The sequence below is a fragment of the Microlunatus ginsengisoli genome, assembly GCF_039537205.1.
Lineage (GTDB): Bacteria > Actinomycetota > Actinomycetes > Propionibacteriales > Propionibacteriaceae > Microlunatus > Microlunatus ginsengisoli.
The window spans coordinates 253,910-267,818 of the sequence record NZ_BAABAB010000007.1; the positions used below are offsets into that span (position 1 = coordinate 253,910).

Genomic DNA, 13,909 nt, shown 5'->3' on the forward strand with positions numbered 1-13,909 from the left:
GCTCAGCCGAACAGGCGCTGGAGCTCGGCGTCGACGGTCTTCTCGGCCTTGGCCAAGTTCTCGTCGATGTCGCCACCCTTGCGCACGATCGCCGTGGCCGCATCGGCGTACGCGTTGCCCATCTTCGGGGTCCAGGCCGGGTTGGCCGCCACGGCGTCTTCGTTGAAGATCTTCAGCGCGTCCGCAGCCGGACCGGACTGCAGCTTCTCCGCCTTCGCCGCCAGCGACTTGCGCGGCGGGATGTGGAAGCCGTAGCTGAGGTTGAAGTCCTCCTGGTCCTTGGTGTTGTCCACCCACAGCCACTTCACGAACGCCTTGGCCGCATCGACGTCGGTCGCCTTGGCACTGACCATCGCGCCCCAGCCGCCGGCGAACGTGGACGGCTTGCCGACGCTGGCGCTGAACTTCGGCCAGGCAACCACCCCGAAGTCGTCACCGATCGCCTTCTGGATACCGGGCATCGCCCACAGGCCGCACCACTGCATGGCGGCGAGTCCCTGGGTGAAGGACGACGGGTCCCACCAGTCCGTCGGTGCGCCGAGCAGCAACGACTTGCTCAAGAAGAGCTCGCGCATCTTCTCGAAGGACTGCTTCACCTCGGGCGTGGTGAAGCCGGGCTTGTTGTCGGCGGTCAGGTAGTCGCTGCCGACGGTCCACAGGATCGGGCCGAGCAGCGATCCGCCGCCGAACGACGGAGTGACCCCCGCGTCGTTGCCGATGAACAGACCCTTCTGATCCTTGGTGGTGAGCGCCTTCGAGGCGGCGATCAGCTCGTCGACCGTCGTCGGCGGCTGCACGCCCGCCTTGTCCAGCACGCTCTTTCGGTAGTAGAGCACACCCATGTCGTCGACCATCTTGACCTGGTAGATCTTTCCGTCGACGGTGGAGGACTTCAGATCGGCGTCGGTGTAGTCGCTCTTCACGTCCGCGAGGATGTCGTCGAGCGCGACCACCTGACCGCTCTTCACCTGGTCGATGTTCACGCTGGACTCGAACACGTCCGGACCGGAACTGGACAGCAGGCCGCTGTTCAGCTTCGAGGTGTAGTCACCGGGGGTCCACTGCACCTTCACCGTGGCGTCGGGGTATTCCTTCGCGTACCGCTCGACCGCCTGCTGGGTGCCCGCCTCGCCGTATTGGTGGTACCACTGGTTGATCGTCGGCTTCCCGCCGCTCGCACCGCCGCCGCCACCCTGGTCGCCGGAAAGCCCCGAACTCCCACCGCCGCACGCCGAGAGCAGCGGCGCGGTGCCGATCGCGGTAGCGGTCAGACCCAGGCCGGCGAGGATCTGTCGCCGGCTGAACGTGCGATTGGACATGTCACTCCTTCGTGATCGTCGTGGCGAGGTCGCCGCGCCCGGGTGCGCAACCCGCAGCCGCCCCTCCATCGCAACGTAATCGCTTCCTCTTGGGCTTGTCAAAAGGTCTGCAGCGAGTCGTAACACAATTTTCGTTCACTGCTTTTTTCGCCTGAAACCACTATGGTGAGGCTTATTCTTGCCCCTGGGAGAAGGATCGAGGGCCGAGACGATGAGCCCTGCACGGCCGGGCCCTGCACCAAGCGGTGGTGCACCAAGGAGTGCTCCACCGAGAGGTGCTGCACCGAGGAACCCTGCACCCGACACGCTCGTCATCCGGCGCCAGACGGCGCGAGACATCCGCAACACCAGTAGATTCGCAGTTCTGCGCGGCATCTACACCCTCGGCACGCCGACGCGTCAAGAACTCGTCGCACTGACCGGGCTCAGCTTCGCAACGGTCGCCAACGTCGTCACGGAACTGATCCGGGTCGGCATGCTGGTGGAGGCCGAACGCGAGCAGTCCAACGGTGGTCGCCCCCGGGCCCGGCTGCGGGTGCCCGCGGAGCGCGGCGTGCTGATCGGCGTGGACGTCGCCGAGACGTACGTCCACGTGGACGCGTTCGACGCGGCGCTGACCCGGCTCTCCAGGCACCAGCGTGACCTCGTCGATCGGTCCGAGCCGGGCTACGTGCTCGGTGAGGTCGCCGACTGCATCCGCGAGGCGATCGTGGCGAACCCACGCCAGGTCCTGGGAGTCGGCGTGAGCATGCCCGGGCAGGTCGAGCCGTCGGCCGGAGTGTCGGTGTTCGCACCCAACTGGCGCTGGGCCGACGTACCGGTGCAGCGGATGCTGCGCGACCTGCTGCCCGTGCCGATCAACGTCGACAACCCGCTCAAGGCGACCACCGTGGCCGAGCTCTGGTTCGGCGCCGGCCGGGGCGTCTACGACCTCGTCACCGTGAATCTCGGCACCGGGGTCGGCGCCGGGATCGCGTTCGGCGGCGAGCTGATCAGAGGCGTCAGCAACAACGCCGGTGAGTGGGGTCACACCACGCTGATCATGGACGGCCGCCGGTGCCGCTGCGGTCGGCGCGGCTGTGTCGAGGCGTACGTCGGTGTGCCTGGCATCATCGCCACCCTGACCGAGGAGTTCCCCGAGCATCGCTACGGCGGCGACGACCAGCAGCGGTTCGTCGCGAACGTCCGTGCCGGGCTCGAGGCGGGCGATCCCGAGGCCGGCTGGCTGATCGAGCGGCTGTCGCACCAGCTCGGCGAGGCGCTGGCGAACCTGGTGAACCTGCTCAATCCCGAGCGGATCATCCTCACCAGCTGGACCGCGACGGCGCTGGGCGCGTGGCTGCTGCCACCGACCGCGTCACGGATGCTGGCTCAGAGCATCGCCGGCTCGGCGACCGCCAGCCAGCTCGTGGTGAGCGAGATCGGCGAGAACCCGGTCGGTCTCGGGATGGCCACCCTGGCTCTCGAGCACTACCTGGAGGAGGTCGGCTTGCCGGCCCGCCGCGGCTTCTCGGCCCGCAGCGACGGCTGAGCTCGGCCGCGGGCGCGCGGCCGCGCTAGCTCCTACTCGGGCGCGAGCACCGGGGTGTCGTGATGGAGGGACTCACCCCGGAAGAACGGCTTCTGCTCACCGCGCCGGGCGATCAGGAACATCACCGGGATGCCGAGCACGATCGAGCCGATGCCGAGCAGGAAGACACTGCCGACCTCGACCTCGGTGCCCGGAATCGTCCAGCCACCCAGATAGCCGTAGTCCGGCGACCACATGTCGATGGCGCTCTTGACCAACGCGAACAGCAGCATCAGACCGCCGATCAGCGGCAGGATCCCCTTCACCCACAGGTCCTTGCCGCCCTGGGCGACGTCCTTGCGGAAATACCACACGCAGGCGAACGCGGTGATGCCGTAGTAGAACGAGATCTGCAGTCCGATGGCCAACAGCACGTCGCCGTAGGCGTTCTCGCCGAGCAGGCTGAGCAGGACGTACAGCACGATCGCGACGCCACCGATGAAGAGCGTCGACACCGTCGGAGTCTTGTACTTGCGGTGGATCTTCGCGAACTGGGTCGGGAGCGCCTTGTAGACGCCCATCGCGAGGGTGCCGCGCGCCGCGGGCAGGATCGTGGTCTGGGTGGACGCGACGGCGGACACGAGAACGGCGAGGATCACGATCCAGCTCCACTGACCGAGCACCGGCTCGGCGATGGCGCGGAACACGTCGTCGGCGTTGTCGGGGTTGCCGAGCCCGATGCCGTCGGTGCCGACGCCGGCGTAGGAGACCGCGGCGACCGTCGTCAGCAGATACGTCGCGAGCAGGATCAAGGTGGCCGCCACGGCCGCCCGGCCGGGCGTCTTCTCCTTCTCCGCGGTCTCCTCGTTCAGGGACAGGATGGTGTCCCAGCCCCAGTAGATGAAGACCATCAACAGCATGCCCTCGGTCATCGCCCCGAACCCGCCGCCGCCCTCGGCGAAGAAGTTCAGCGGGTTGAACCAGCCTGCCTCGACCGGGATCGCGGTCGGCGGCGGGTGCGGACCGGCGACGGCGATCAGGGCGACCACGACGAGCACGGCGAGAGCGACGTACTGGATGCCGACCAGCACGTTCTGCAGCCAGTTGGCGATCTCGATGCCGCGGTAGGAGACCCAGCACATCACCGCGATGAAGATCACCCCGAGCGTGGTGACGTAGAGCGGGTTGTCGGCGAGCGAGTCGGCCCCGAACAGCAGGAACGTGTACTGGGCGGCGATCTGCGCCAGGTTGGCCAGCACGATGATGCCGGCCAGGGTGAGGACGTAGCCGCTGAACCAGCCGGACCTCGGCCCGAATGCCTTGGTGACCCAGGTGAAGGTGGTGCCGCAGTCCGGGATGACCCGGTTCAGCTCGCGGTAGGCGAACGCCGTGAGCAGCATCGGGATGAAGCCGAGCATCACGGCGACCGGGGCCAGCACGCCGTCCGCGGCGACGACGTACCCCAGGGTGGCGGCCAGCGAGTAGGCCGGTGCGACCGACGCCAACCCGATCATCAGCGTGCCGGTGAAGGTGAGCGCGCCCTCGTTCAGGCCCTTGTGCTCGGACAGGTCGTGTGAGGCAGGTACCTCGTGGCCAGCATGACTCATCGCGCCTCGATTCTGACGGCAAGTCACGGCGCCGACGCACCGCTACGTCGAAGGCTAGGACCAAACCGACCGCACGACATCCATTTACGGCAAAAGTCGCCGACGATACAGTCTCGATCATGCCGACCGGCCGCTGGACGTCGCGCGCGATGCTATCGCTGGCCGAAGCCGAGCCGGCGGTCTTCTGGCTCGACGATCTTCCCGCGGAGCCGCTACTGCCCGCGCTGACCGGAGCGGTCGAGGCGGACCTGGTGGTGGTCGGCGGCGGCTACACCGGATTGTGGACCGCGCTCCAGGCCAAGGAGGACGATCCCGACCGCGATGTCGTGCTGGTCGAGGCGCGGACCATCGGCTGGGCCGCGTCCGGCCGGAACGGCGGCTTTTGCGCGTCCAGCCTGACCCATGGCGAGGCCAACGGGATCGACCGGTTCCCCGACGAGTTCGCCACCCTGGAACGGCTCGGCCGGGAGAACCTCGACGGCATCGCCGACACCATCACCCGGCACCGGATCGACGCGGAGTTCGAGCGCACCGGCGAGCTGGACATCGCGGTCGAGGACTGGCAGCTGGAGGACCTGCGCGCGTTCGCCGGGCTGCTCGCCGAGCACGGCAGCGACCCGGTCCTGCTCGACCGGGAACAGACCCAGGCACTGGTCCACTCGCCGACGTACCTCGGCAGCCGGTGGGACGCCGACGGCGTCGCGCTGGTCCACCCCGCCAAGCTGGCCCGCGGGCTGGGGCGGGCCTGCCAGGAGCTCGGGGTGCGGGTCTTCGAGCACACCGAGGTCAGCTCGATCGCCACCGACGGCGACGGCCTGAGGCTGCGTTGCCCGTTCGGCACGGTCCGCGCCGGACAGGTCGCGCTGGCGACGAACGCGTTCACCGGCCTGTTGCGCCGGCTGGGCAACTACATCGTGCCGGTGTACGACTATGCGCTGGTCACCGAACCGCTGTCGGCGGAGCAGCGCCGGTCGATCGGCTGGGAGGGCCGGCAGGGCCTGGCCGATCTCGGCAACCAGTTCCACTACTACCGGCTCACCGCGGACAACCGGATCCTGTGGGGCGGGTACGACGTGATCTATCACTTCGGCAACCAGATCCGCGCCGAGCACGACCAGCGGCTGGACACCTTCGCGGCGCTCGCCGAGCAGTTCTTCGACACCTTTCCCCAGCTGGAGGGGCTGCGCTTCAGCCACCGCTGGGGCGGGGTGATCGACACCTGCAGCCGGTTCACGACGTTCTGGGGCAAGGCGTACGGCGGGCGGCTGGCCTATGCCGCGGGCTACACCGGGCTCGGGGTGGGGGCCAGCCGATTCGGCGCCCGGGTGATGCTCGACCTGCTGGACGGTGCGGACAACGAGCGGAGCCGGCTGGAGATGGTGCGCAGCAAGCCGCTGCCGTTCCCGCCGGAACCGTTCCGCTATGCCGGCATCCAGCTCACCCGGCGGGCGATCGACCGAGCCGACCGGAACGGTGGGCGGCGCAACCTGTGGCTGCGGGCGCTGGACAAGGTGGGGCTGGGGTTCGAGTCGTAGCGCATCGTGCCCCTCGAGGCAGGTAGGGCTCGTCGGAGGAGGTAGGTGTGGTGGCACGCGAGGCCGACGTGATCGTCGTCGGGGCGGGACTGTCCGGGCTGGCCGCGGCGCGCGCGGTGCTCGACGCGGGGCACGAGCCGTTGGTGGTGGAGGCCGACGACCGGGTCGGCGGCCGGATCCTCACCGAGGACGTGGACGGCGTCCCGCTCGAGCTCGGTGCCCAGTGGATCGGCGACACCCACCACCGGATGGAGGCGCTGGCCGGCGAGCTGGGGGTCGGCATCTACGACCAGTTCGAGGACGGCGAGACGACGTACGAGTTCGCGGGTGAGGTGCTGCGCGGAGAGGCGTTCCACGCGAAGTACGCCGACGAGCTGGCGGGTCTGGAACGGGTGTTGCGCGAGCTGGACCGGATGGCCGAAACCGTTCCAGTCGAGGCTCCCTGGACGGCACCGCGGGCCGACGAGTGGGACCGGATCACCGTTGGTCAGTGGCTGGACGGCCAGGGGCTCGGGCCGGTGGCACGGACACTGCAGGAGATCTGCACGGTAGGGATCCTCGCGATGCCGACGGTTGAGGTGTCGCTGCTCTGCCTGCTGCAGAACATCGCGGTCTGCGGGGTGACCGCCGAGCTGCTGGCCGAATCCGAGGGCGGTGCCCAGACCAAGCGGTTCGTCGGCGGTACGTCGCTGATCCCACAGCGGCTCGCGGAGACCCTCGGCGACCGGATCGTGCTGAACTCCCCCGTGCTGACCATCGACCACTCGGCCGATCGGGTCGTGGTCGGCTGCCGCGGCGGGTTCAGCGCGGTCGGCCGGCAGGTGATCGTGGCGCTCGCGCCGACGCTGGCCGGGCGGATCATGTACGACCCGCCGCTGCCCGGCGTCCGCGACCAGCTCACCCAGCGGATGCCGCAGGCGTCGGCACACAAGTCCTTCGTGCTGTACGACGAGCCGTTCTGGCGTGACGAGGGACTGAACGCGCAGCTGATCTCCGAGATCGGGCCCGCTCGGATGTCGAACGACTCCTGCCTGCCGGACGCATCGGCCGGGCCGGGGATCATCCTGTGCTTCCTGGAGGGCGAGTCGGCCCGGGTGGCCGGACGCTGGCCCGCCGAGCAACGGGCCGCCGCGTTGCGCGACGAGCTCGGTCGGCACTTCGGACCGCGGGCCGCCGCCCCGGTCCGGATCGTGGAGGGCGAGTGGGCGAGCCGGCAGTGGACCCGGGGGTGCTACAACGCCAACACCGGGCCGTGCGGGCTGATCCACTTCGGCTCCGCACTGTCGGCGCCGATCGGTCCGATCAAGTGGGCGGCGACCGAGACGGCGAACGCCTGGGCCGGCTACATGGAGGGCGCCGTCGAGGCCGGGCGGCGGGCGGCCGCGGAGTGCCTCGCCGACCTCTGACGGGCGGTCACTCGACGTGCCCTGAGCCCTTCGACAAGCTCAGGACAGGCTTTGTCGAAGCGCGACGTGCCCTGAGCCCTTGGACAAGCTCAGGACAGGCTTTGTCGAAGGGCGCTCGGCCCCAGCCCTCACTGCGACGGAGACCAGCGCGGATCGCGACCGGTGCGGGCGACCGTCCGGGCCAGCCGGTCGGCGTCCGCCGGCGCCTCGGCGACAGGACCGAACGGTCCCTGGCCTGACTCGATCGGGCCGGCGAATCGCTCGAAGAACCGATCCACCTGGTCGAGCGTGTCGTCGCGGACGTCGATCGGCTGGCCCGTCGCGCTCGCCAGGTCCCAGCCGTGCACGGTCAGCTCCTCGACGGCGACCAGCGCGTTGTCGGCGGCGTCCATCTCGATCCCGCCGGCCGAGGTCTTGCCCTGCCAGGCCGACTCCACGGCCCAGGCGTCGGCCAGCTCGCCGAGCTGCCGCGGGATCGCCGCCCGCCAGTCGTCGACGAGGCGCTGCGGCGGCCGGGTCGGTTGCTTGCGTGCATTGTCGGTGAACACGGTCGCGAACTGGTGGATGTGCGCAAGAAGGGCGGCCACGGTCCAGTCGGAACACGGCGTGGGCCGGGTCAGCTGGTCGTCGCCGACCGCGGACACCAGTCGGCTCATCTCCTGCGTCGCGGGCGCCAGGTCGTACACCAGAGGACTCCTCTCCGAAGACTGCTCGATGCGTACCGACCGTCGGCGGGTGCCGAACTCACCGGCACTGCGCCCGAGAATCCGACCCTCGCCGCCCTGAACGCGCATCGTCCAGGCTGAGCCGACCCCCGACGCAAGCATCGAGGTGCGGATTTTCGGGTTCGTCGGTAGCGCTCAGGCGTCGATCGCGGCCTCGTCCAGGGCGTACGCACCGTCCACGATGAACTCCTTGCGCGGGCCCACGTCGTTGCCCATCAGCATCTCGAAGGTGGTCTCGGCGAGCAGGCCGTCGTCGACGGTCACCCGGCGAAGCGTGCGGTGCCGCGGGTCCATCGTGGTCTCCGCCAGCTGGGAGGCGTCCATCTCCCCCAGCCCCTTGTAGCGTTGCGGCTCCTTGAAACCCCAGCCCTTCTTGGTCAGCTCGGCGGCCTTGCGCTGGTACTCGGCGTCGGAGTACGTGTAGATGTACTTGTCCTGCCCCTTGCGCGGGTTGGTCAGCTCGAACCGGTGCAGCGGCGGCACCGCCGAGAACACCCGGCCGGCCTGCACCATCGGCCGCATGTAGCGGAACATCAAGGTCAGCAGCAGCGTCCGGATGTGAGCGCCGTCGGAGTCGGCGTCCGCCATGAAGATGATCTTGCCGTAGCGGGCCGCCTCGACCTCGAAGGTCCGTCCGGAGCCGGCTCCGATCACCTGGATGATCGCGGCGCACTCGGCGTTCTTCAGCATGTCGCCGATCGAGGCCTTCTGGACGTTCAGGATCTTGCCGCGGATCGGCAGCAGCGCCTGGAACTCGGAGTTGCGGGCCAGTTTCGCGGTGCCCATGGCCGAGTCGCCCTCGACGATGAACAGCTCGGTCCGGTCAACGTCGGTGCTCCGGCAGTCGGCCAGCTTCGGCGGCAGCGAGGAGGACTCCAGCGCGTTCTTGCGGCGCTGGGCCTCCCGGTGCTGGCGCGCCGCGACCCGGGCCCGGGACGCCCCGACCACCTTCTCCATCACCTGCCGGGCCTGCGCCTTGACGGCCGCCTTGGACGAGGTGAGGAACGCGGTCAGCTCGCGGTCCACGATCCTGGTGACCAGCCGGGAGACCGCCGGGGTGCCCAGCACCTCCTTGGTCTGGCCCTCGAACTGCGGCTCGGCCAGCCGGACGGTGACGACCGCCGTCATCCCCTCCAAGACGTCGTCCTTGACCACCTCCTCGCCCGCCTTGAGCAGCCGGGTGCCTTCGAGCGCCGAGGTGAACGACCTGGTCAGAGCCCGTTCGAAACCGGCGACGTGGGTGCCGCCCTTCGGCGTGGCGATGATGTTCACGAAGGACTGGACGTGATGGTCGTATCCGTTCCCCCAGCGGACCGCGATGTCCACGTCGAGATCGCGATCCACATCCGTCGGGGTCATGTGCCCGTCGTCGTCGAGCATCGGCACGGTCTCGGTGAACCGGTCCTGCCCCTGCAGCCGGAGCACATCGGTGACCGGTTCGTCGGTGGCCAGATAGTCCACGAACTCGGTGATCCCACCCTCGTGCAGGAACGTCTCCTCCGTGACCTCGGCGGTCCGCGCGTCGGTCACCGAGATGGCCAGACCGGGCACCAGGAAGCTGGTCTGCCTGGCCCGCGCCTGCAGGTCGGCGAGCGACAGCTGGGCGTCCGGCAGGAAGATCTGTCGGTCCGGCCAGTACGTCACCCGGGTCCCGGTCACCCCCTTGCCGACCCGGCCGACCTTGCGCAGCCCACTGCCGGGCGTGAACTTCGCGCGCGGCCCGGGACCGTCGTACGTCCCCGGCTCGCCGCGGCGGAACGACATCGCCCAGGTTGCCCCGTTGCGGTCGACCTCGACATCGAGCCGGGACGACAGCGCGTTCACCACCGATGAGCCGACGCCGTGCAGACCGCCGGTCGCGTTGTACGACCCGCCGCCGAACTTGCCGCCGGCGTGCAGCTTGGTGAAGACGACCTCCACGCCGGACAAGCCGGTCCGCGGCTCGATGTCCACCGGGATGCCGCGGGCCCGGTCGAGCACGCTGATCGAGCCGTCCTTGGCGAGCGTCACGTCGATCCGGGTGCCGAAGCCACCGAGCGCCTCGTCCACGGCGTTGTCGATGATCTCCCACAGGCAATGCATCAGGCCGCGGGTGTCGGTCGAGCCGATGTACATCGCCGGTCGTTTGCGGACCGCCTCCAGCCCCTCGAGGACCAGCAGGTGCCGGGCCTCGTACTCGCGGGACTCGTTGGCGGGCTTCGGCGTCGGCACGCTGTGCAGATTACCGCCGCAGGCCTGCCCGGCCGCGGATTCGGGCAGCGAACACGGGCGCATGCGCCTTGCTCGATTGGGTAGCGTATCCAGTACTGGAGAGCAAGGGCGCCTCCAGCACCGGAATGAGTCACCGAGCTCGGCCTGCCGACCGCGGCGTGGCCAAGATCACAACGATCGAACGACGACCTCACCGTTGTCGTTACACAAGAGACATGCACCCGAGATGTCGAACCGGAACAATCGACCCCAAGATCGTTGTTTAGTAGCAGTGTGGGATCCGGTATCTCCGGGTCGCATGTTCGACTCAGAACGGATGAAGATCGACCAAACGAAAGTGAGGCCATCGTGAGCACCAGTGTCATCAAGGACGCCGCAGCCCTGAGTGCGGCCGATCGATGCGATCGTTGCGGAGCACAGGCGTACGTCCGTGTCACCATGGCCAGCGGGTTCGAGCTCCTCTTCTGCGCCCACCACGGCAAGGAGCACGCCGACAAGCTCAAGCAGGTCGCGCTGAAGATCCACGACGAAACCGAGAAGATCACCTGAGCGGTTCGACCGCAGCAACTGCCGATCTTCTCCGTCGCGAGGCCCTCCGGACTTTCTCCGGAGGGCCTCGTCGTTCTCGCCCGGTCCGTACGATGACCGAGTGTCTCGTCCCTTCCGCCCGCTCGCCGCGCTCGGCCTGCTCGTCGGCCTGCTGCTCGGCATGCTCGGCGTGAGCGCGATCCCGGCCCAGGCCGGACCCACCGGCTCCGGCTGGCTGCACACCGACGGCGGCCGGATCGTCGACGACCAGGACCGGACGTACGTCGTCAAGGGCGTCAACTGGTTCGGTCTGGAGACGCCGAACTGCGCCCCGCACGGGCTGTGGCAGATCGGCCTGGACGCCGGCCTGGCCCAGATCGCCTCGTTCGGCTTCAACACGATCCGGCTCCCGTTCAGCAACGAGTGCCTGGCCTCGCAGCAGCCGGTCAGCGGGATCGACGGCAGGTTGAACCCGGACCTGGTGGGCGAGACCCCGCTGCAGGTGATGGACGCGGTCGTCGCCGGCGCCCGCCGGCACGGGCTGCGGGTCGTCCTCGACCGGCACCGGCCGGACTCCGGCTCGCAGTCGGAGCTGTGGTACACCTCGGCCTGGTCGGAGCAGCGCTGGATCGCCGACTGGCAGGCGTTGGCCCGCCGTTACGCCGACGATCCGACGGTGATCGGGGCCGACCTCCACAACGAGCCCCACGGCCGGGCCTGCTTGGGCTGCGGCGATCCGTCCCGGGACTGGGCGGCCGCGGCCACCCGGGCGGGCAACGCCGTGCTGGCGGTCAACCCGCGGCTGCTGATCCTGGTCGAGGGGGTCGAGCAGCAGAGGGCTGGAGGCACCTGGTGGGGCGGCGGCCTGGCCGACGCCCGGACCCACCCGATCCGGCTCGACGTCGAGCACCGGCTGGTCTACTCCCCACACGACTACCCTGCCTCGATCTATCCGCACAGCTGGTTCGCCGACCCTCGATACCCGGCCAACCTGGACGACGTCTGGACCGCGAACTGGGGCTACCTGGCGCGCGACCAGATCGCGCCGGTGCTGCTGGGCGAGTTCGGGACGAAGCTGCAGACCGACGCCGACCGGGCCTGGCTCGGGCGGCTGGTCGACTATCTCGGGGCGAACCGGATGAGCTTCGCCTACTGGTCCTTCAACCCCAACAGCGGCGACACCGGCGGCCTCGTCGCGGACGACTGGACGACCCCGCAGCGCGAGAAGCTGGCCGCGCTGGCGCCGCTGCTGGGCGGCGGCACGTCGACGGGCAGCCCGTCGCCGGCACCGTCCGGGCCCGTGCCCACCCCGCCCGTGTCGCCGAATCCGACACCCACGCACTCCCCGACCCCGACGCCCTCTCTGATCCCGACGCCGACCCCGAGCCAGCCGTCCTCCCCCTCGACCGCGCCGACCGCCCCCGGCTCGACGTCCGCCAGCTGGCAGCTGAGCTCGTCCTGGAACGGTGGCTACGTCGCCCAGCTGCAGGTGGGCTCGACGACGGCGCGCAACGGCTGGCGGGTGAGCTGGCCGGATCCGGCGGCAACGTCGATCGCCAACAGCTGGGGCCTGCGCTGCGCGGTGGCCGGCGGCGTGATCAGCTGTGACGGCGCCGACTGGGCGGCATCCATCACCGCCGGCCAGACCGTGTACGTCGGGCTCCAGGTCAACTCCCCCGGCCCGGCACCGACGAATCCGTCGCTCACGCTGAACTAACGTCGAGTAGTAGCGCGCGCCGGGTCTCGATACCCCGGGTATCGAATTGTCGGAGACTTCGATACCATCGGTATCGAAGGGAGTCCGATGACCGTCACCAGCACGCGCCCGCCGCGGGAAACCGTTCGAGCCGGCATTCTCGCCGCCGCTGAGCACGCCTTTCTCGCCCACGGCTACGTCCGCAGCAGCCTGAGCGAGATCGCGGCTGCCGCCGGGTTCACCAAGGGCGCCGTGTACTCCAACTTCGGCGGCAAGCCGGAGTTGCTCAGCGCGGTCTGCGCGGCGCACATCGAGGCGATCGCGGCCTCGGTGATCGGCACGCTGAGCGCGACCGACTCGATCGATCTCGGCGCCCGGGCCCTGGCCGATCAGCTCACCGGCTCGTCGGCATGGCCCGAGCTCTGGGTCGAGTTCCGCGGCCTGGCCGCGCACGACGAGGGCGTACGCGCTGCCTACGGCGAGCTGCGGTCGCGGCTCCGCGGCGATCTGGAGCGGCAGCTGCGGGACAACGCCGAGCGGCTCACGCTGCCGCCGGACACCGACTTCGCCGTCGCCGCGACCCTGCTGCTCACCGTTGCGAACGGGCTGGCGCTGGAGCACGCCGCGGCACCCGCCGCGATGCCGCGCGAGCTGATCGAACGCTGCCTGGCGCAGCTGATCGGAGGCCTGCGGTGACCGACGAGCGCGAGCCGCTGGTGGTCGCCGACGGGCTGAGCCTGCGCACCAAGCAGGGTCCGGTCTTCGCCGATCTGCACTTCACCTGGCCCGGTCTCGGTCCGGTGGCGGTGACCGGTCCGGCCGGCTCCGGCCGCTCGTCTGTGCTGCTCGCGGTCGGCGGGCGGATGCGCGGGCTGACCGGTCGGCTGTCCGTGGCCGGGATCGACGCGATCCGGCGTCCGGCCGAGGTCCGTGCGATCACGTCGGTCGCCCGGATCGCCGACCTGGTCCGGCTGGAGAGCCGCCTCCGGGTCGCCGAGTGCATCACCGAGCGTGCGCTGATCGACGCGGTCGCGCCGCAGCGGGCCGAGGTCGGGTTCGGCCGGCTCGAGTCGACGCTCGGCGTCGCCTTCCCCCGTCAAGCGCTGGTGGACGACCTGCCCGCGCTCGAGCAGACCGTGCTGGCGGTCGTGCTGGCGACCCTGCGACCGGCTCGGTTGGTGCTGCTGGACGATGCCGACGCCCGGATCGATCTGGCCGACCAGCAGCGGCTGTTCGAGGCCCTGCGCACGATCTGTGCCACCCTCGACACCGCGATCGCCTTCGGCACCACCGAGACCGCCGCGCTGCCCGCCGATCTCGCGCGGCTCGACCTGACCCGCCCCGACTCCGTCACGGCACCGAAGGACTGATC

Annotated in this window: 11 protein-coding genes; 7 read left to right on the forward strand and 4 right to left on the reverse strand. The window is 69.7% G+C overall.

Annotation, left to right across the window (positions count from 1 at the left end):
- Positions 1-2: 2 nt before the first annotated feature.
- On the reverse strand, positions 3-1,319 hold the full coding sequence (locus tag ABD747_RS06190; RefSeq protein ID WP_344802449.1) for an ABC transporter substrate-binding protein: 1,317 nt from the start codon (positions 1,317-1,319) through the stop codon (positions 3-5).
- Between the two features lie 211 nt (positions 1,320-1,530).
- Here ABD747_RS06190 and ABD747_RS06195 point away from each other — a divergent pair, with 211 nt between their 5' ends.
- Entirely contained in the window at positions 1,531-2,850 is a 1,320-nt protein-coding gene (locus ABD747_RS06195; RefSeq protein WP_344802451.1) for an ROK family protein, read from the forward strand.
- Positions 2,851-2,882: 32 nt separating this feature from the next.
- Here ABD747_RS06195 and ABD747_RS06200 read toward each other — a convergent pair whose 3' ends face one another.
- Positions 2,883-4,436 (reverse strand): APC family permease, encoded by a 1,554-nt coding sequence (locus ABD747_RS06200; protein ID WP_344802453.1) that lies wholly within the window; start codon positions 4,434-4,436, stop codon positions 2,883-2,885.
- 119 nt (positions 4,437-4,555) lie between these two features.
- On the opposite strand from ABD747_RS06200, the gene ABD747_RS06205 reads away from it, so the two are divergent.
- The gene (locus ABD747_RS06205) at positions 4,556-5,971 is read left to right on the forward strand and encodes an NAD(P)/FAD-dependent oxidoreductase (protein ID WP_344802455.1); all 1,416 of its coding nucleotides are present in this window, start codon (positions 4,556-4,558) and stop codon (positions 5,969-5,971) included.
- A 47-nt stretch (positions 5,972-6,018) separates the two neighbouring features.
- A complete protein-coding gene (locus ABD747_RS06210) occupies positions 6,019-7,377 on the forward strand; it encodes a flavin monoamine oxidase family protein (protein ID WP_344802457.1) in 1,359 nt (452 codons plus the stop codon).
- A gap of 128 nt (positions 7,378-7,505) precedes the next feature.
- Here ABD747_RS06210 and ABD747_RS06215 read toward each other — a convergent pair whose 3' ends face one another.
- On the reverse strand, positions 7,506-8,063 hold the full coding sequence (locus ABD747_RS06215; RefSeq protein WP_344802459.1) for a TIGR03086 family metal-binding protein: 558 nt from the start codon (positions 8,061-8,063) through the stop codon (positions 7,506-7,508).
- Between the two features lie 174 nt (positions 8,064-8,237).
- Positions 8,238-10,376 (reverse strand): DNA gyrase/topoisomerase IV subunit B, encoded by a 2,139-nt coding sequence (locus tag ABD747_RS06220; RefSeq protein WP_344802461.1) that lies wholly within the window; start codon positions 10,374-10,376, stop codon positions 8,238-8,240.
- A gap of 285 nt (positions 10,377-10,661) precedes the next feature.
- Between ABD747_RS06220 and ABD747_RS06225 the strand changes: the two genes are divergently transcribed.
- The 4 genes from ABD747_RS06225 (at position 10,662) to ABD747_RS06240 (ending at position 13,907) form a co-directional block, all read left to right on the forward strand.
- On the forward strand, positions 10,662-10,862 hold the full coding sequence (locus ABD747_RS06225) for a DUF7455 domain-containing protein (protein WP_344802463.1): 201 nt from the start codon (positions 10,662-10,664) through the stop codon (positions 10,860-10,862).
- 100 nt (positions 10,863-10,962) lie between these two features.
- A complete protein-coding gene (locus ABD747_RS06230) occupies positions 10,963-12,558 on the forward strand; it encodes a cellulase family glycosylhydrolase (protein WP_344802465.1) in 1,596 nt (531 codons plus the stop codon).
- 87 nt (positions 12,559-12,645) lie between these two features.
- A complete protein-coding gene (locus ABD747_RS06235; RefSeq protein ID WP_344802467.1) occupies positions 12,646-13,233 on the forward strand; it encodes a TetR/AcrR family transcriptional regulator in 588 nt (195 codons plus the stop codon).
- Positions 13,230-13,907, forward strand: coding sequence for a P-loop NTPase family protein (locus ABD747_RS06240; RefSeq protein ID WP_344802469.1), 678 nt, complete (start codon positions 13,230-13,232; stop codon positions 13,905-13,907). Before ABD747_RS06235 ends, ABD747_RS06240 begins: the two co-directional genes overlap by 4 nt.
- Positions 13,908-13,909: the final 2 nt, after the last annotated feature.

Bases quoted from the DNA above. Each gene is read 5' to 3' on its own strand.
- ABD747_RS06205 (WP_344802455.1), top strand. From the start codon at position 4,556: ATGCCGACCGGCCGCTGGACGTCGCGCGCGATGCTATCGCTGGCCGAA.
- ABD747_RS06220 (WP_344802461.1), bottom strand. From the start codon at position 10,376: ATGCGCCCGTGTTCGCTGCCCGAATCCGCGGCCGGGCAGGCCTGCGGC.
- ABD747_RS06200 (WP_344802453.1), bottom strand. From the start codon at position 4,436: ATGAGTCATGCTGGCCACGAGGTACCTGCCTCACACGACCTGTCCGAG.
- ABD747_RS06195 (WP_344802451.1), top strand. From the start codon at position 1,531: ATGAGCCCTGCACGGCCGGGCCCTGCACCAAGCGGTGGTGCACCAAGG.
- ABD747_RS06235 (WP_344802467.1), top strand. From the start codon at position 12,646: ATGACCGTCACCAGCACGCGCCCGCCGCGGGAAACCGTTCGAGCCGGC.
- ABD747_RS06190 (WP_344802449.1), bottom strand. From the start codon at position 1,319: ATGTCCAATCGCACGTTCAGCCGGCGACAGATCCTCGCCGGCCTGGGT.